17 protein-coding genes are annotated in these 18,134 nt (G+C 66.5%); 10 read left to right on the forward strand and 7 right to left on the reverse strand.

Translation table 11 applies throughout. The annotated features are described in order from the left end of the window. Nucleotides 1-2: 2 nt before the first annotated feature. The 10 genes from murD (at nt 3) to AC1D09_RS02415 (ending at nt 11,328) form a co-directional block, all read left to right on the forward strand. Nucleotides 3-1,823, forward strand: coding sequence for a UDP-N-acetylmuramoyl-L-alanine--D-glutamate ligase (gene murD / locus AC1D09_RS02370; RefSeq protein ID WP_477661439.1), 1,821 nt, complete (start codon nt 3-5; stop codon nt 1,821-1,823). Beyond that, on the forward strand, nt 1,820-3,088 hold the full coding sequence (ftsW, locus tag AC1D09_RS02375) for a putative lipid II flippase FtsW (RefSeq protein WP_074576195.1): 1,269 nt from the start codon (nt 1,820-1,822) through the stop codon (nt 3,086-3,088). The genes murD and ftsW overlap by 4 nt, the downstream gene beginning before the upstream one ends. Continuing rightward, nucleotides 3,085-4,167 (forward strand): undecaprenyldiphospho-muramoylpentapeptide beta-N-acetylglucosaminyltransferase, encoded by a 1,083-nt coding sequence (gene murG / locus AC1D09_RS02380; protein WP_477661438.1) that lies wholly within the window; start codon nt 3,085-3,087, stop codon nt 4,165-4,167. The genes ftsW and murG overlap by 4 nt, the downstream gene beginning before the upstream one ends. Continuing rightward, nucleotides 4,164-5,573 (forward strand): UDP-N-acetylmuramate--L-alanine ligase, encoded by a 1,410-nt coding sequence (murC, locus tag AC1D09_RS02385; protein ID WP_477661437.1) that lies wholly within the window; start codon nt 4,164-4,166, stop codon nt 5,571-5,573. Before murG ends, murC begins: the two co-directional genes overlap by 4 nt. Beyond that, nucleotides 5,570-6,547 (forward strand): D-alanine--D-alanine ligase, encoded by a 978-nt coding sequence (locus tag AC1D09_RS02390; protein WP_477661436.1) that lies wholly within the window; start codon nt 5,570-5,572, stop codon nt 6,545-6,547. The genes murC and AC1D09_RS02390 overlap by 4 nt, the downstream gene beginning before the upstream one ends. 14 nt (nt 6,548-6,561) lie before the next feature. Further along, nucleotides 6,562-7,347 (forward strand): cell division protein FtsQ/DivIB, encoded by a 786-nt coding sequence (locus AC1D09_RS02395; RefSeq protein WP_477661435.1) that lies wholly within the window; start codon nt 6,562-6,564, stop codon nt 7,345-7,347. A 4-nt stretch (nt 7,348-7,351) separates the two neighbouring features. Next, a complete protein-coding gene (gene ftsA, locus AC1D09_RS02400; protein WP_007864797.1) occupies nt 7,352-8,581 on the forward strand; it encodes a cell division protein FtsA in 1,230 nt (409 codons plus the stop codon). A 149-nt stretch (nt 8,582-8,730) separates the two neighbouring features. Continuing rightward, nucleotides 8,731-9,960, forward strand: a complete 1,230-nt coding sequence (gene ftsZ / locus AC1D09_RS02405) for a cell division protein FtsZ (RefSeq protein ID WP_477661434.1) — start codon at nt 8,731-8,733, stop codon at nt 9,958-9,960. A 243-nt stretch (nt 9,961-10,203) separates the two neighbouring features. Next, nucleotides 10,204-11,127: a UDP-3-O-acyl-N-acetylglucosamine deacetylase gene (gene lpxC, locus AC1D09_RS02410; protein WP_007864807.1), complete on the forward strand. Its 924-nt coding sequence runs from the start codon at nt 10,204-10,206 to the stop codon at nt 11,125-11,127. 24 nt (nt 11,128-11,151) lie between these two features. Next, nucleotides 11,152-11,328, forward strand: a complete 177-nt coding sequence (locus tag AC1D09_RS02415) for a hypothetical protein (protein ID WP_007864810.1) — start codon at nt 11,152-11,154, stop codon at nt 11,326-11,328. 9 nt (nt 11,329-11,337) lie between these two features. On the opposite strand, the gene ruvC is transcribed toward AC1D09_RS02415, so the two are convergent. The 7 genes from ruvC to AC1D09_RS02450 are packed head-to-tail and all read right to left on the reverse strand — an operon-like array spanning nt 11,338 to nt 18,075. Next, nucleotides 11,338-11,886 (reverse strand): crossover junction endodeoxyribonuclease RuvC, encoded by a 549-nt coding sequence (ruvC, locus tag AC1D09_RS02420; protein ID WP_477661433.1) that lies wholly within the window; start codon nt 11,884-11,886, stop codon nt 11,338-11,340. A 14-nt stretch (nt 11,887-11,900) separates the two neighbouring features. Next, nucleotides 11,901-12,881, reverse strand: a complete 981-nt coding sequence (locus tag AC1D09_RS02425) for a phosphatidate cytidylyltransferase (protein ID WP_477661432.1) — start codon at nt 12,879-12,881, stop codon at nt 11,901-11,903. After that, nucleotides 12,881-13,513: a lysophospholipid acyltransferase family protein gene (locus AC1D09_RS02430; protein WP_477661431.1), complete on the reverse strand. Its 633-nt coding sequence runs from the start codon at nt 13,511-13,513 to the stop codon at nt 12,881-12,883. Before AC1D09_RS02430 ends, AC1D09_RS02425 begins: the two co-directional genes overlap by 1 nt. Before the next feature lie 22 nt (nt 13,514-13,535). Further along, nucleotides 13,536-14,285, reverse strand: a complete 750-nt coding sequence (locus AC1D09_RS02435) for a transglycosylase domain-containing protein (RefSeq protein WP_477661430.1) — start codon at nt 14,283-14,285, stop codon at nt 13,536-13,538. Further along, nucleotides 14,282-15,121 (reverse strand): shikimate dehydrogenase, encoded by an 840-nt coding sequence (gene aroE, locus AC1D09_RS02440; protein ID WP_477661429.1) that lies wholly within the window; start codon nt 15,119-15,121, stop codon nt 14,282-14,284. The genes AC1D09_RS02435 and aroE overlap by 4 nt, the downstream gene beginning before the upstream one ends. 6 nt (nt 15,122-15,127) lie before the next feature. Continuing rightward, a complete protein-coding gene (locus tag AC1D09_RS02445) occupies nt 15,128-15,976 on the reverse strand; it encodes a TonB family protein (protein WP_477700916.1) in 849 nt (282 codons plus the stop codon). A gap of 38 nt (nt 15,977-16,014) precedes the next feature. Next, entirely contained in the window at nt 16,015-18,075 is a 2,061-nt protein-coding gene (locus AC1D09_RS02450; RefSeq protein WP_477661427.1) for a ribonuclease catalytic domain-containing protein, read from the reverse strand. Nucleotides 18,076-18,134 lie beyond the last annotated feature (59 nt).

Below are 18,134 nucleotides of genomic sequence, written 5' to 3' on the forward strand. Positions count from 1 at the left end.
GCATGCGGCATTTACAAGACCAAACCGTATTGATCCTGGGGCTGGGCGCGTCCGGCCTGGCCATGGCGCGCTGGTGCGCGCGCCATGGGGCGCATGTGACGGTCGCCGACACGCGCGAAGCGCCGCCCTTGCTGGCCACGCTGCGCGAGGAATTGCCGGGCGTCGCTTTTGTCGGCGGCGCCTTTACGCCGGAACTCGTGCAGGGCACGGCCGTGCGCGCCGTCTACCGCTCGCCCGGGCTGGCGCCCGCGACCATCGCCCCCGTGGCCGATGCCGCGCGCGCCATGGGCCTGCCCGTGGGCGGCGAGCTGGATTTGTTCGCGCGGGCCTTGGCGGATTTGCGCGAGCCGCCGGCCGCCGAAGCGGCCGAAGCGCCCGCCGAATCGCCTGCATCCCCCGAGGTGCCAGCCGAGGCTCCCTCGCCTGATGCAGCCGATGTGGCTGCCATGCCCGAAGCGGCCGAGGCGGTTGGCGAAAGTGCCCCGCCGGTTGAGGCTCCTGATGTAGCGGATGAGCCTGAAGGCGAGGCCGCCCTGGCAGCCGAGGTTTCGGGCGACACGCATGAAGCCAGCATGGCGCTTGCCGCGGATGCCGTTCCGGCTCCCGATGAAGCCGGCGAAGAATCGGCGCTGCCCGCCCTGCTGGCATTGGCCCAGGTTGAGCCCGAGCCGGGTTACCGGCCGGCGGTGCTGGCCATCACCGGCACCAACGGCAAGACCACCGTGACCTCGCTGCTGGGCCAGCTGGTGCAGCGCGCCGGCAAGACCGTGGCCGTGGCGGGCAATATAGGCCCGACGCTGCTGGACACGCTGTCGGCCCACATGGATGCGCAAACCCTGCCGCAGGTCTGGGTGCTAGAGCTGTCCAGTTTCCAGCTGGCCGACGTGCAGGGCTTCGAGCCCACGGCCGCCGTGGTGCTCAATATCACGCAGGACCACCTCGACTGGCACGGCGACATGGATGCTTACGTCGCGGCCAAGGCCAAGGTGTTCGGCAACAGCACCTTCATGCTGCTCAACCGTGACGACCCGCGCGTGATGGCCATGCTGCCGCCGCCCGTCAAGGTGCGCCTGAAAGCGCCGCAGCTACGCCCCCATGCCACCTTCGGCGCGGGCGAGCCGCAACGCCCCGGCGACTACGGCATTGAGACCGTCAACGGCATGACCTGGCTGGTACGTGCCGCCGAAGCCGACGAAACCATCAAGCGCCGCAAGGACGAAGAGGTGGAGCTGCACGTGCAGCGACTGATGCCCATCGAGGCCCTGCGCATACGCGGGCGGCACAACGCCACCAACGCCCTGGCGGCACTGGGCCTGGCCGTGGCCGCGGGCTGCACCCTGGCGCCCATGCTGCACGGCTTGCGCGAATACCGCGGCGAGCCGCATCGCGTGGAGTCGGTGGCCGTGGTCAAGGATGTCGAGTACTTCGACGACAGCAAGGGCACCAATGTGGGTGCCACCGTGGCGGCGCTCACGGGGCTGGGCCTGGAACGCAAGCTGGTGCTTATCCTGGGCGGCGAAGGCAAGGGGCAGGATTTCTCGCCGCTGGCCGACCCGGTGCAGCGCCATGTGCGCGCCGTGGTGCTGATAGGGCGCGACGCGCCCCTGATCAAGGACGTCCTGCCGCGCAACATCCCGACGTTCGATGCCGCGTCGATGGAGGAGGCCGTCACCCTGGCGGCGCAGCAGGCCCAGACCGGCGACGCCGTGCTGATGTCGCCGGCCTGCGCCAGCTTCGACATGTTTGACAACTACGAGCACCGCGCGCGCGTCTTTTGCGATGCGGTGCAGGCGCTGGCCCGCGACCAGGGGGAGGTGCTGTGACGGCTGCCGCGCGCCTTTCCGGCCGGTTTTCGGGCTGGTTCTCCGGCTTCGGCAAGGCCGCGGCCGACGTGCTGCCGGTGCGCCTGGGCGGGCAGAGCCTGTCGCGCACGCTGGCGGCGCCGCCCGTGCGCATGGCCGGCTTTGACCAGGCGCTGCTCTGGGTCACGGTGGCCCTGCTGATGTGGGGCCTGGTCATGGTGTATTCGGCCTCCGTGGCCATGCCCGACAACCCCAAGTTCGCGCGTTATGCCCACACCCATTTTGTGGTGCGCCACATGCTGTCGCTGGTCGTTGCCTTCATCGCCGCCGTGCTGGCCTTCCAGGTGCCGCTGGCGACCTGGGAGAAGCTCGCGCCCTGGCTGTTCGTGGTCTCCCTGCTGCTGCTGATCCTGGTGCTGGTGCCCTTCATCGGCAAGGGCGTCAACGGCGCCCGCCGCTGGATCTCGCTGGGCATCATGAATTTCCAGCCCTCGGAACTCGCGAAGTTCGCGGTGCTGCTTTATGCGGCCGACTACATGGTGCGCAAGATGGAAGTCAAGGAGCGCTTCTTCCGCGCCGTCATGCCCATGGCGATTGCCATCGCCATCGTCGGCCTGTTGCTGCTGGCCGAGCCCGACATGGGCGCCTTCATGGTGATCTCCGTCATCGCCATGGGCATCCTCTTCCTGGGCGGCGTCAATGCGCGCATGTTTTTTGTCATCGCGGCCGTGGTGGTGGTGGCCTTCAGCCTGATGGTGATGCTCAGCGAATGGCGGCGCGAGCGGATTTTTGCCTACCTCGATCCCTGGAGTGATAAATATTCCATGGGCAAGGGTTACCAGCTCTCCCACTCGCTGATCGCCTTCGGCCGCGGCGAGATCTTCGGCGTGGGCCTGGGCGGCAGCATTGAAAAGCTGCACTGGCTGCCCGAGGCCCACACCGACTTCCTGATGGCCGTCATCGGCGAGGAGTTCGGCCTGCTCGGCGTGCTGGCGGTGATAGGCCTCTTCATGTGGATGACGCGCCGCATCATGCACATAGGCCGCCAGTCGATCGCGCTGGATCGCCTCTTCGCCGGCCTGGTGGCGCAGGGCGTGGGCATCTGGATGGGTTTCCAGACCTTTATCAACATCGGCGTGAACCTGGGCGCCTTGCCGACCAAGGGCTTGACGCTGCCCTTGATGAGTTACGGCGGTTCGGCCATTTTGATGAACCTGGTGGCGCTGGCGGTGGTGCTGAGGATTGACTACGAGAATCGCACCCTCATGAGGGGAGGCCGCGCATGAGCAAGCAACACTGCGCTCTTGTGATGGCCGGCGGAACCGGCGGCCACATCTTCCCGGGCCTGGCCGTGGCCGAGGCCCTGCGCGAGCGCGGCTGGCGCGTGCACTGGCTGGGCGGCCTGGGCAGCGCAAGCCGGCCCAGCATGGAGAGCCAGCTGGTGCCGCCGCGCGGCTTCGCGTTCGAGCACATCGATTTTTCCGGCGTGCGCGGCAAAGGGCCGGCGACGCTGGTGTTGCTGCCGCTGCGCCTGCTCAAGGCCTTCTGGCAAAGCATACAGGTGGTGCGCCGGGTCAAGCCCGACGTGGTGGTGGGCCTGGGCGGCTACATCAGCTTCCCGGCCGGCATGATGAGCGTGTTGCTGGGCAAGCCGCTGGTGCTGCATGAGCAGAACTCGGTCGCCGGCATGGTCAACAAGGTGCTGGCCGGCGTGGCCGACCGCGTCTTCACGGCTTTCCCGAATGTGTTCCGCAAGGGCGAATGGATAGGCAACCCGCTGCGGCCGGCCTTCACGCGCCAGCCCGGCCCGGTCCAGCGTTTCACCGACCGGGGCGGCCCGCTCAAGCTGCTGGTGGTGGGCGGCAGCCTGGGCGCGCGCGGCCTCAATGAACTCGTGCCCAAGGCACTGGCGCTGATTCCCGCCGGTGAGCGCCCGCAGGTCACGCACCAGAGCGGCGCCCAGCAGATCGACGAGTTGCGCGCCAATTACGCGGCCGCCGGCGTGCAGGCCGAACTCACGCCCTTTATTGAAGACACCGCGCAGGCTTTTGCCGATGCCGACCTCATCATCTGCCGCGCCGGCGCCAGCACGGTGACCGAGATCGCGGCCGTGGGCGCGGCCGCGATCTTTGTGCCTTTCCCGGCAGCCGTTGACGACCACCAGACCGCCAACGCCAAATTCCTGGTGGATCAGGGCGGCGGCTGGCTGATCCAGCAGCGTGACCTCACGCCGGAGAAGCTGGCCAACATCCTCAAAACCACTGGGCGCTACACCCTTCTGGAACGCGCCCTTCAGGCCAAGACCATGCAAAAAACCGATGCCACCGACCGCGTAGTGGCCGCCTGCGAGGAGCTGGCGAAATGAAACACGCTATCAAGAACATCCACTTCATCGGCCTGGGCGGCGCGGGCATGTCCGGCATTGCCGAGGTGCTACACAACCTCGGTTACGCCATCTCCGGCTCCGACCTGTCGGACAGCGCCACCTTGCAGCGCCTGGCAAAACTCGGCATCAAAACCTTTGTCGGCCATGCCGCGGGCAACCTCGCCATGGTCGACGCGGTGGTGACCTCCACCGCGGTGCAGCCCGACAACCCCGAGGTGCTGGCGGCGCGTGAAAAACGCATTCCCGTGGTGCCGCGCGCGCTGATGCTGGCCGAGCTGATGCGCCTCAAGCAAGGCATCGCCATCGCGGGCACGCACGGCAAGACCACCACCACCAGCCTGGTGGCCAGCGTGCTGGCCGAAGGCGGCCTGGACCCGACCTTTGTGATCGGCGGGCGCCTGAACAGCGCGGGCGCCAACGCCAAGCTAGGCTCGGGCGACTACATCGTGGTCGAGGCCGACGAGTCCGACGCCTCCTTCCTGAATCTGCTGCCGGTAATGGCCGTCGTCACCAACATCGACGCCGACCACATGGAGACCTACGGCCACGACTTCGGCAACCTCAAAAAGGCTTTTGTCGACTTCCTGCACCGCATGCCGTTTTACGGCACGGCCATCCTGTGCACCGACGACCCGGCCGTGCGCGACATCGTGCCGCAGGTCTCCTGCCCCATCACCAGCTACGGCTTCGGCGAGGACGCGCAGGTGCGCGCCGTCAACGTGCGGCCCGTGGGCGCGCAAATGCATTTCACGGCGCAGCGGCGCAACGGCGTCACCCTGCCCGACCTGGAGGTGGTGCTCAACCTGGCGGGCGAACACAACGTGCTCAACGCGCTGTCGGCGATTGCCATCGCGGTCGAGCTCAATGTGCCCGACGCGGCGGTGCAAAAAGCGCTGGCGGATTTTCGCGGCGTGGGCCGGCGCTTCCAGAGCTACGGCGACATGCCGGCCAAAGGCGGCGGGCAGTTCACCGTGATCGAGGACTACGGCCACCACCCGGTGGAAATGGCCGCGACGCTGGCCGCCGCGCGCGGCGCCTTTCCGGGCCGCCGCCTGGTGCTGGCCTTCCAGCCGCACCGCTACACGCGCACGCGCGACTGTTTTGAGGATTTCGTCAAGGTCATAGGCCAAGCCGACGCCGTGCTGCTGTCCGAGGTGTATGCCGCCGGCGAGCCGCCCATCGTCGCGGCCGACGGCCGTTCGCTGGCGCGCGCGCTGCGCGTAGCCGGCAAGGTCGAGCCCGTCTTTGTGGACGAGATCGAGGCCATGCCGCAGGCGATTGTGGACAACGCCCTGGGCGGGGACGTCGTGATGTGCATGGGCGCCGGCTCCATAGGCCAGGTGCCCGCCAGGGTGGCCGAGATGCTGGAAGGAACGCGGGCATGAAACAGAACTCCCCCAATTTCGGCAAGGTCGCCGTCCTCATGGGCGGCCAGTCGGCCGAACGCGAGGTCTCGCTGATGTCGGGCAGCGGCGTGCTCAAGGCGCTGCGCTCGCGCGGCGTGGACGCCCATGCCTTCGATCCGGCGGAGCGCGACCTCGCCGAGCTCAAAAAAGAAGGCTTTGAACGCTGCTTCATCGCCCTGCACGGCCGCTTCGGCGAAGACGGCACGGTACAGGGCGCGCTGGAACTGCTGGGCATTCCCTACACCGGCTCGGGCGTCATGGCCTCCAGCATGGCCATCGACAAGGTCATGACCAAGCGCGTGATGATTTCCGAGGGCTTGCCGACGCCCCAGTACCGTCTGCTGCGCCGCGGCGCTTACGGCGCGGCCGATATCGCCGCCGTGCCCGATGCGCTGGGGCTGCCGCTCATCGTCAAACCCGCGCGCGAGGGTTCTTCCATAGGCCTGACCAAGGTCACCCGCCGCGAAGGCATGGCCGAGGCCGTGGCCCAGGCCGAAAAACTCGATGCCGACGTGCTGTGCGAGCAGTTCATCAGCGGCGACGAAGTGACCTGCCCGGTACTGGGCACCGGCGCCGGCGCGCATGCGCTGCCGGTGATACGCATCGTCGCGCCGGACGGCAACTACGACTACCAGAACAAGTATTTCACCGACACCACGCAGTACCTGGTGCCCTGCGGGCTTCCCGAGGGTGAAGAGGCCGTCATCCAGCAGCTGGTGCTGGATGCTTTCCGCATCCTCAATTGCCGCGGCTGGGCGCGTGCCGACGTGATGATAGACAAGGCCACGCGCAAGCCCTACCTGCTGGAGATCAACACCTCGCCCGGCATGACCGGCCACTCGCTGGTGCCCATGTCCGCGCGCGCGGCCGGCATTTCTTACGAAGACCTGTGCGTCGAGGTGCTCAAGACCGCCACGCTGGACCACCAGAAACAGGGGGGAGGCGCCACTTGAAGCGCAGAACGCCTATGCCCACCGCCATGCCGCTGGACGTCAAGCTCATGAACACCTTCTCGGTGGTCCTGGGCCTGGCGTTTGCCGCCATGGTCGTGGCGCTGGGCGTCGCCTGGGTGCTGCGCCAGTCGCTGTTCAGCCTGAGCGCGATCCGTGTGCAGGGCGATCTGATGCACAACAACGCGGTCACGCTGCGCGCCAACGTGGCGCCGCGGCTGGCCGGCAACTTTTTCACGGTGGACCTGGCCGCCACGCGCGCGGTGTTCGAGTCCGTGCCCTGGGTACGGCGGGCGCTGGTGCAGCGCGAATTCCCGAACCGCCTCAAGGTGGTGCTGCAGGAACACAAGCCGGTGGCCTTTTGGGGCGCCGAAGGTGACGCGCGGCTGGTCAACAATTTTGGCGAGGTGTTCGAAGCCAACCAGGGCGACGTGGAGTCGGAAGACCTGCCGTTGCTGAACGGCCCGCCCGGACAGGCGCCCTTGGTGCTGCAGGCCTACCAGACGCTGGGGCCCTTGTTCGACGAGACGGACGCCACGCTGGAGCAACTGCAGCTCAGCGGCCAGGGCGGCTGGCGTGCGCAGCTCGACAGCGGCGCCGTGATCGAACTCGGCCACGGCTCGCTGCCGGAAATCGAGGCGCGCACGCGCCGCTTTATCGCCACGGTGACGCAGGTGTCGTCGCGCTACGGAAGGGACCTGGAGTCCGCCGACCTGCGTTACGCCAACGGTTATGCGATCAGGCTCAGGGGGGTGACCACGGGCAACCCCGCCGACAAAGAAGACGGAAAGAAAAAAAGGTAAACATATGGCCAAGGAATACAAGGATCTGGTGGTTGGGCTGGACATCGGCACCAGCAAGGTCATGGCCGTGGTGGCCGAGGTCATGCCGGGCGGCGAGCTCAAACTCGCGGGCCTGGGCATCGCGTCCAGCAACGGCTTGAAGCGCGGCGTGGTGGTCAACATCGACGCCACGGTGCAGAGCATCCAGCAGGCCTTGAAGGAGGCCGAGCTGATGGCCGACTGCAAGATCGCCCGTGTCTATACCGGCATCACCGGCAGCCACATACGCGGCATCAACTCCAGCGGTATGGTGGCGGTCAAGGACAAGGAAGTCACCCAGGCCGACGTGGCGCGCGTGATCGAGACGGCCAAGGCCATCAACATCTCGACCGACCAGCGCCTGCTGCTGGTCGAGCCGCAGGAGTTCGTCATCGACGGCCAGGACGTGCGCGAACCCATAGGCATGAGCGGCATACGCCTGGAGGCCAAGGTGCACATCGTGACCGGCGCGCAGAGCGCGGCCGAGAACATCATCAAATGTGTGCGGCGCTGCGGCCTGGAAGTGGACCAGCTGATGCTCAACCCGCTGGCCTCCAGCCTGGCGGTGCTCACGCAGGATGAGCAGGAGCTCGGCGTCGCGCTGGTCGACATAGGCGCGGGCACCACCGACGTCGCGATTTTCACCGGCGGCGCCATCCGGCACACCGCGGTGATCCCGATCGCCGGCGACCTGATCACGAGCGACATCGCCATGGCGCTGCGCACGCCCACCAAGGACGCCGAGGACATCAAGGTGGAAAGCGGCTACGCCAAACAGCTGCTGGCCGACCCGGACACCCAGGTGGAAGTCCCGGGCCTGGGCGACCGCGGCCCGCGCATGCTGAGCAAGCAGGCGCTGGCCGGCGTCATCGAGCCGCGCATCGAGGAGATTTTCTCGCTGGTCCAGCAGGTGATACGCGAGTCGGGCTATGAAGAGGTGCTGTCTTCCGGCATCGTCATCACCGGCGGCAGCGCCGTCATGCCCGGCATGGTGGAGCTCGGCGAGGACATTTTCCTCAAGCCGGTGCGTCGCGGCATACCGCGCTACTCCAGCGCGCTGTCGGACATGGTGGCGCAGGCGCGGGCCTCCACCGTCATGGGCCTGCTCGAAGAGGCCCGGCTGGCCCGCATGCGGGGCTACAAGGTGTCGCAAAAGGCGGGCAGCGTGCACAACGCCTTCGGCCGCGTCAAAGACTGGTTTGTGGGGAACTTCTGACCATGAAAACCTATTCCACTTTTATCGGCAGGCCCTCGCGTTGCATGCATTCGGGCGGGGCGGATCCCCCTGCGTGAGACAGCCGTGTCAACCATAAATACAAATTTCCAATTATTGGCAACTGCAGTTTATTGATTAGGAGGCTCCCAATGAGCATCGAAATGATTGAAATCGAAGAATTCAACCAGGGCACACAGATCAAGGTGATCGGTGTGGGCGGCGGCGGCGGCAATGCCGTCGGGCACATGATCGAATGCGGCGTGCAAGGCGTCGAATTCATCTGCGCCAACACGGACGCGCAGGCGCTCAGCCGCGGCAGCGCGCACAAGACCATCCAGCTGGGCAGCAGCGGCCTGGGCGCGGGCAGCAAGCCCGACAAGGGCCGCGACGCGGCCGAAGTGGCGGCGGACGACATCCGCAGCGCGATCGACGGCGCGCACATGCTGTTCATCACCGCCGGCATGGGCGGCGGCACGGGCACCGGTGCCGCGCCGGTGATCGCGCGCATCGCCAAGGAGATGGGCATCCTGACGGTCGGCGTGGTGACCAAGCCTTTCGAGTTCGAAGGCGGCCGCCGCATGACGAATGCCGACCTGGGCCTGGCCGAGCTCGAGGCCAACGTCGACTCGCTGATCGTGGTGCTCAATGAGAAGCTGCTCGAAGTGCTGGGCGACGACGTGACGCAGGACGAGGCTTTCGCGCATGCCAACGACGTGCTCAAAAACGCCGTGGGCGGCATTGCCGAAATCATCAATGTGCCCGGCCATGTGAACGTCGACTTCGAGGACGTGCGCACCGTGATGGGCGAGCCCGGCAAGGCCATGATGGGCACGGCCAAGGCCAACGGCCCTGACCGCGCGCGCATCGCCGCCGAGCAGGCCGTGGCCTGCCCGCTGCTCGAAGGCATTGACCTGTCGGGCGCCAAGGGCGTGCTGGTGCTGATCTCTGCGGCCAAGGGTTCGCTCAAGCTGAGCGAATCCAAGCTCGCGATGAACACCATCCGCGCTTACGCCTCGCCCGATGCGCACGTGATCTACGGCACGGCTTATGACGACGAGCTGGGCGACGAGATCCGCGTGACCGTGGTCGCGACGGGCCTGTCGCGCCAGGGCATGCGCCGCCATGCGCCGCCGCTGCAGGTGCTGCGCACCGGCACCGACAACGTGCCTTTCAACGTGCCCACGCTGAACACGGCGGCCGGTGCTACCGGCGCGCCGCAGATGGCCACGGGTGCGGCCCAGCCGGATTACGGAAATATGGCTGTGCCTAGCGTGTGGCGTACGAATCGGACGCAGGCGGCGGCCAAGGTGGATGCACTTGCTTCGGGAGGCATGGACGACTTCGAGATCCCGGCCTTCCTCCGCAAACAAGCCGACTAATCGATGTAAAGCTACTGCGCGGACCGATCTTGCGCTTGCGGTGCTCGCCGTACCTGGGTACGGCTCCGCTCCTCAGCGCAACCTCGGGCCGCTCGCTACGCTTTCCATTCGATTAGTCTCGTTTGGGTAGTGGGCCGGGCGCGCTTCGCTGAGGTCACTGAGCCGTGGCCAATGCACTGTGCCTATGCCCGGCATTGCTATCCCCTACGCCCGAAATGGCCTTGCGCAAATTAAAATACACCAATGCTTGCCCAAAGAACCCTTAAATCCCTGACCAAAGCCGTGGGCGTGGGCCTGCACAGCGGGCAGCGGGTGGAATTGACCTTGCGCCCCGCTGCGCCGGATACGGGCATTGTGTTTCGCCGTGTGGATCTGCCGCAGCCGGTGGACATCGCGATTTCGGCGCAATCGGTGACGGACACGCGGCTGGCGTCCACCATCTCCAGCGGCAGCGCCAAGGTACATACGGTGGAGCATTTGATGTCGGCCTGCGCGGGCCTGGGCATTGACAACCTCTACGTCGACATCACGGCCGAGGAAGTGCCCATCCTGGACGGCTCGGCCTCGTCCTTTGTGTTTTTGCTGCAGTCGGCCGGCATCGAGCTGCAGGCCGCGCCCAAGCGTTTTATCCGTGTGATCAAGCCTGTGGAAGTGCGCGAAGGCGAGGGCGCCAGCACCAAGTGGGCGCGCCTGTCGCCTTATGAAGGCTACAAGCTCAGCTTTGAAATTGATTTTGACCACCCGGCGGTGGACTCCACCGGCCAGCGCGTGGAGTTCGACATGGGCTCGGGCGCCTACTCGCGCGATATCGCGCGGGCCCGCACCTTCGGTTTCACCAAGGACGTGGAGATGATGCGCGCCAACGGCCTGGCCCTGGGCGGCGGGCTGGACAACGCCATCGTGATGGACGACTACAAGGTGCTCAACAGCGACGGCCTGCGCTACAACGACGAGTTCGTGAAGCACAAGATCCTCGACGCCATGGGCGACCTCTACCTGCTGGGCAAGCCGCTGCTGGCCGCCTACAGCGCGTTTCGCTCCGGCCATGCGATGAACAACAAGCTGCTGCGCGAGCTGCTGGCGCACAAGGACGCCTACGAAGTCGTCACCTTTGAAGACGAGAAAAAAGCGCCCCGGGGTTTCGCCACACTGGCGCGCGCCTGGTAGGCGCGGCACTGCCAAGGGCCGCTCATGCTGCTGTTCCGCTGGCTCATCCTGCTGTTTTTGCTGGCCGCCGTGGTGGCCTTCATGTTTTACGCGGGCACCGGGCAGGCGCGCTACAAGCGCTTTGGCCTCATCATCCTCAAGTGGACGCTGATTGCCGCCTTCGGTTTTTTCGCGGTGCTGGTGCTTGAGCGCATCGCGTAGCGTAGCCCCTCAGCGGCTGCGCCCGCCGCGGTAATTCCCCGTCATCTTCGCGCCCGTGCCGCCGGCCTGGGCCAGCCGCGCCATGGCGCTGCCCACGTGGGCATGGGTGATGGCCAGGCCCAGCGCATCGGCCGCATCCTTGCCGGGCAGCGAAGGCAGCTTGAGCAGGCGCATGACCATTTCCTGCACCTCGGCCTTGCCGGCCTTGCCGTAGCCGGCCACGGCCTTCTTGAGCTGCAAGGCGGTGTATTCGGCCACCGACAATTCGCGCGAGACCAGCGCGGTGATGCAGGCGCCGCGCGCCTGGCCCAGCAGCAGGGTGGCTTGCGGGTTGACGTTGACAAAGATGATTTCAACCGAGGCCGCGTCGGGCTTGTAGCGCTCCACCACCTCACACACGCCCTCGAACAGCACCTTGAGCCGGCCAGGCAGGTCGGCGCGCTCCAGGTGCGTGGTCTTGATGGTGCCGCTGGCCACATAGCGAAGATGCGGGCCGTCCACGTCGACCACGCCGAAGCCGGAGGTCTGAAGGCCTGGGTCTATGCCTAGGATGCGCATGGCAATTGCCCGGCCTAGAGGCCGAAATACCAGCGGACCGAATGGAAGAAGATGGGCGCGCCGAAGCACAGCGCGTCGACCCGGTCCAGCAGGCCGCTGGCCCCGGTCACGCCCACGCCGCGTTTGCCCCAGTTGGGAATGCCGCGGTCGCGCTTGAGGGCCTTCATCACGAGGTGGCCCAGCGAGCCCGATACGCAGGCGATAAAGGCCATGGCCACGGCCTGCGCGGGCTTGAAGGGCGTGAGGCCCGCGAGCAGGCCGCCCAGCAGGCTGGCCGCCACCACGGCGATCAGCCAGCTGGTCCAGTTGAAGCTCTTGCTCACATTGGGCGCGCTGGGCGGGCGCTGCAGTCTGCGGCCGACCAGGTACTCCACGATCATGCAGCTTTGCACCACGAACACCAGGAAGAACACCAGGAAGGCGTTCTTGCCTTCATAGTTGGGAAATTTCAGCAGCATCAGGGCCGGCACGTGGCTGATGCCGTAGACGCAGACCATGATGCCCCATTGCAGCTTGGCGTTGCGCTCCAGGAAGCGCTGCGGGTCGTCGGCCAGCGCGCTGACCACCGGAATCGCCAGGAAGACGTAGACGGGGATGAACACGGTGACCAGGTCGAAGCGCCGCGTGATCACGAGTGCGAACTGCACCGGCAGCACCACAAAGAAGGCCAGCACCAGGCTGCGGTGGTCGCCCTGGCGCGTGGGCGAGAGCGTGATGAACTCGCGCAGCGCGAAAAACGCGACCAGCCCGAACAGCACGGTGGCCACGGTTTCACCCAGCGTCCAGCCTATCCAGAACACCGTGGACATCAGCCAGGAAGTGCGCAGGACGCCGTTGAACTCCTTGAGCTTCTGGGTGTGCAGGTCGTCCTCGTGCGTGTCCTTGAGCGACATCACGAAGGCGGCCACGCTGATGGCGGTCAGGATGCCGAAGACCAGCACGAACAGCAGGCCGACCTGCTGCGAGGGCGAGAGGTTGCGCAGAAAGGTATTCATCAGGAATCCCGCAGGTCCATCACCGCCTGGCGCGCGCGGGCCAGGAATTCGCCGCGGTCCTCACCGGCGCCCAGGGCAATCGGCGCGCCGAAGGTGACCGAGCACAGGATGGGCACCGGCACGACCTCGCCCTTGGGCATGACGCGCTGCACGTTGTTGATCCAGGCCGGCACCAGCACCACGCCCGGGAACTTGAGCGCCAGGTTGTAGAGGCCGGCCTTGAATTTTTGCGGCTCCTCGTGGTTGCCGCGCGTGCCTTCCGGGAACAGGATGATGGAGTCGCCGTGGGTCAGCGCCTCCACCAGCGGCTCCAGCGGGTCCTGGTCGCCGGTCTTGGCGCGGTCCACATAAATCGCGTTGAACACCGCCGTGGTGATCCACTTCTTGAACGGAGTTTTGGTCCAGTAGTCCTTGGCCGCGATAGGCCGCGTGATGCTGCGCAGTTCTTCGGGCAGGGCCGCCCACATCAGCACCAGGTCGGCGTGGCTCTGGTGGTTGGCGAAATAGATGCGCTGCTCGGCCTTGGGCGGGCAGCCTTGCCAGCGTGCCTGCGCGCCGGTCAGCGTGCGGATCAGGCCCAGCAGGAACAGGCCCATGAGCTTGGCGAGCAGGGGAGAAAGCTTGTCGTTCATGGGCTGCTTGCTTTGGGGTGCCTCAAGGCAGTTCCACGCCGCCCATGCGGGCGACGATGGTGCCGGCCCGCGAGGCCAGGTAGCCTGAGTTGGGCCGGGTCTCAAAGTACTTGGGCCGCGGCAGCATCACGGCCAGGCGCGCGGCCTCGTAGGCGCTCAGCCTGGCCGCGGGCTTGCGGTAATAGTGCTGGGCGGCCGCCTCGGCGCCGAAAACGCCTTCGCCCCATTCCACGCTGTTGAGGTAGATCTCCAGGATGCGCTCCTTGCCCAGCAGCGCTTCCAGCAGCAAGGTCAGCACCAGTTCCTGGCCCTTGCGCAGCAGCGTGCGCTCGCCCGACAAAAACAGGTTTTTGGCCAGTTGCTGCGTGATGGTGGAGCCGCCCACGATCTTCACGGGTTTGGCCGGCGCGGCCGCCGCCCTGGCGGGTGCCAGCCGGCTGGCCGACTGCGCGGCGCGCTGTTCGGCCTTGGCGTTTTTGTCCCAGGCTTTTTCCAGCGCCTCCATGTCCACGCCGTCGTGCTCGGCAAAGCTGGCGTCTTCGGAGGCGATGACCGCGCGCTTGAGGCTGTCGGGCAGCTCGCTATAGGGCACCCATTGCTGGCGCCATTTCAGGGTGCCGGTATTGCGCGCGACCAGGTAGGCCTCGGAGCGCTGGAAGGCGGTGGACTCCGGGTCCACTACGGCCATCAAGGCGATGCGCGCCACAAAAAAAAGCTGCAAGGCCAGGCCGGCCAGCAGGCCCAGCCCGATCAGCCTGAACAGCGCCTTCATGCCAGCGATGCCCGTATTTCCCGCAGCACCTGCGCCGAAGGCGGGCGTACCCCGCGCCACAGCTCGAAGGCCTCGGCGGCCTGCTCGACCAGCATGCCCAGGCCGTCGCGTGGCACGGCGCCGTTGTCGCGGGCCCAGGCCATGAAGCTGGCGGCCGCGGGGCCGTACATCATGTCGCAGGCCAGCGCGCCGCGTTTGAGCACATCGGCGGCGACCGGCACGCCGTCGCCCGCCAGGCTGCTGGCGCTGGCGTTGATGACCACGTCGAACGCGCCTTGGAGGCCTTCCAGGTCCTGGGCCAGCAGCTCGGTGGCCTGCAGCAGGGGCTGCAGGGACGCATGCGCCTGGTGACGCTGGACCAGCGCATCGGCCTTGGCCCGTGTGCGGTTGACCAGCACCAGCCGGCGCGGCGCGGCCGCCAGCAGCGGCGCCAGTGCACCGGCGCCCGCGCCGCCCGCGCCTATCAGCAGCACGTCGCGCCCGGCCAGCGAAACGCCGGCGTTGTTCTGGATATCGTTGACCAGGCCCACGCCGTCGGTGTTGTCGGCATGGACGGCGCCGCCCTGCAGCAGCAAAGTGTTGGCGGCCTGCGCAAGCTGCGCCCTGTCGCTGCGCGTGGTGGCGGCCTGAAAAGCATCAAGCTTGAAGGGCACGGTGACGTTGCAGCCCTTGACGCCGTCCCGCTGCAGCTGTGCCAGGGTGGCCGCGAAGGATTCCAGCGGCACCAGCAGGCGCTCGTAGCGCAGGGACTGCCCGGTCAGCTCGGCAAAGCGGGCGTGGATCAGCGGCGACTTGCTGTGAGCGATCGGGTTGCCCAGGACGTAGTACTGATCCATGGGAACCTAGCGGCTTGTGAGTTTGGTTTCCAGCGTGTCGTCGCGCGTGAACTTGAAGCGTGACACCACGACGATCTGGTCGGCCTTGCGGCGCATGGCGTCGTTGAAGCGGCCGAAGGGTCCGGTGCCGCGCACAATGCTTTGGGCGCGCCGGTCCAATGTCAGGTTGCCAGAGGTCTGCACCACTTCCGTGTCCAGCACGGTGCCGTCGAAGTTCACGGTGACGATCATGGTGAGCTCGCCGTACAGTTTTTTGCCGGCCTGCTCGGGGAAGTTGACGGTGCCCTTGTCCTCGATCTTGCGGCGCAGCTCATCGTAATAGACGGCGTAGACCTCTTCTCGCGTGGCCGGGCTGATGTAGCGCTTTTTGGGTCGCGCGTTTTCTTCGTTGATGCGGCGTTCGATCTCAGCCAGGATCTTGACCAGGGCCTTGCGTTTTTCCTCGCGCTCGGCCTGGGCCGGGCTGTTGGCGGGTTGGGTCAGGTCGGGCGGCGGCATGGAGGCCAGCTGCTTTTTGATCTGCGCCAGCAGCTGGGTTTGCTGCTCCTGCAGCGACTCGACCTTGCGCTGCGCGTCTTCGGTGGCGTCGCCGAGTTCCATCAGGGCCGAAGGCGGCAGGGGCGAGGTGGCCCGGCCTTTTTCGGCCTCGCCGCCGCCGGCCAGCGAGGCCTGCGCGATCGCCTTGGCGAAGTCGGGCTTTTCATTGGACTTGGCGTTGACCAGGATCACTTCCAGCGGGGTGTCCTGGAACACGCGGTTAAAGCGCTCGGGGTCGACAAAACGCACCGTCAGCAGCACCGCGTGCACGGCGATGGACACGCCCAGGGCAATTTGCAGTGTGCTTGGGTTCTTCACAGAAAGAGATTATCGGGGTTTATGCGCGAAATCCGGTGTCAACCCGCCACCGGAGCCGCGGCGGCGGCGTCGGTTTGTGGCTCATTGACATCGACCGCGATGGAGATCGGGCCGGCGGCCATCTCGGTCTCGCCGTCGTCCTCACCGAGCGGGTCGGGCGATTCGTCAAGTTCCACGTCCAGCCGCTCGGTGACCGTGCCCGACACGTCCAGCGTGATCTCGTCGATCTCGCCCAGCCGCACGCGCACTTTCGCGCCGCGCGGCAAGCCCTGCGCGCCCACGGCCGCGAGCACCAGCGGCAACTCATCGGCGCGCACCAGGTTGTCCTTGAAGGCGGTGGCCACCAGCTCGGTGATGCCGTTTTGCTGCAGGTATTTGAGTGTCCAGTAGCGCTCTATGCCGGCCTGGAAGCCGTTGTAGGCGCTGTAGGCTGCGTCAAAGCCCGAGATGATGGAAAACAGCTCGGCGTCCTTGGGCTTGAAGGGCGCGGCCAGCGCGGCCGTGCGGCCGTGGCGCGCGCAGGCGATGATCTGCCACTGGTTGACCAGGTCGGTGTAGCGGCGCAGCGGCGAGGTGCTCCAGGCATAACTCTTGACGCCTATGCCCGCATGCGGCAAGGCCTTGGTGCCCATGCGCACCTTCACGCCGGGCGCGAGGCTGGCCTGGCTGCGGTAGATGCCGGGCACGCCGTGCTCGGCCAGCCACTGGCCCCAGGTGCTGTTGGCCAGGATCATGGCCTCGGCCACGATCAAATCCAGCGGCGCGCCGCGCTGGCGTGTGCTGATGCTGACGGTTTCGTTGCCTTGGGGTTCGCCGCCCGTGGGGTTGTCCAGGCGGAAGTTGTAATCGGGCCGGTTGAAGTTCTCGGGCTTGCCGCGCACGATTTCACGCTGCGCCTTCAGGTGTTTGGCCAGCCGGTGCAGAAAGGTCAGCTCCACGCCCCACTGCACGCCGGTGGGCGGGCTGCTTTGCGCCGTTTCAAAAAAGGCTTCGGTGAAGGTGCTGTCCAGCATGTCATGGCGCAGGTTGCTGACAATGGGCACCTGTTCCAGCCGCGTGACGCTTTCCTTGATCTCCAGTGTGGCTTCATCGAGCGTGAGGTAGAGCGACAGGGCCGGGCAGTTGCGGCCTTCCTGCAGCGTGTAGCTTTTGACGATTTCGTCGGGCAGCATGGTCAGCTTGTAGCCCGGCATGTAGACGGTGGACAGCCGCGCGCGGCCCACCGCGTCGATGGGGCTGCCGGGCAGCACGGCCAGGCCCGGCGCGGCGATGTGTATGCCCAGGGTGACGGTGCCGCTGCCCAGGCCCTCTACCGACAGCGCGTCGTCGATCTCGGTGGTGGCCGAGTCGTCGATGGAAAAGGCCTTGACGTCGGCCAGGGGCAGCTCGTCCTTGACTTCGGGCGCCTGCAGCGCAGGAAAGCCCGTGCCCTTGGGAAAGTTCTCGAACAGGAAACGTTTCCAGTGGAACTGGTAGGGCGAGGCGATGGCGCCGGCCTTCTGCAACAGGTCCAGCGGCGCGGTGTGCGTGGCGCGCGAAGCCTCGACCACGGCCTTGTACTCGGCGCTGTTTTTGTCGGGCTTGAACAGGATTTTGTAGAGCTGCTCGCGCACCGGCGCCGGGCATTCGCCGCGGCCCAGTTCCTCGGCCCAGGCAGTGATTTGCGCCGCCACCTGTTTTTTCTTCTCGATGGCGGCCAGCGCCTGCTGCAGGATGTCGGCGGGCGCCTTCTTGAAGCGGCCCTTGCCGGCGCGGCGGAAGTAGTGCGGCGCATCGTAAAGGCGGAACAGCGCGGCGGCCTGCTGCTCCAGCGTGGCGGGTTTGCCGTCGGCGCTGAAGTAGTCGCGGGCCAGGTCGGCAAAGCCGAATTCGCCTTCGCCGGCGAATTCCCAGGCCAGGTCCAGCTCGATGTCGGCGCTCAGTTTTTGCCCGGCGGCGATGAGCTCGGCGGGTGAGGGTTTCTCGAATTTCAGCAGGGCGTTGACGCCCTTGACCTTGACGCGCTTGCCCGAGTCGAGCTCCACCTGCAGCGAGGCGTCGCTCTCGGACAAAATGCGGCCGGCCAGAAACTTGCCGGCTTCTTCAAACAATACAAACAAAACGGGATCCCTTTGGTGTCTTTGATGACTTGGGGCTAGTGTAATCAGCCCCGTCCAGG

This window comes from Polaromonas sp. P1_A2 (assembly GCF_056406895.1).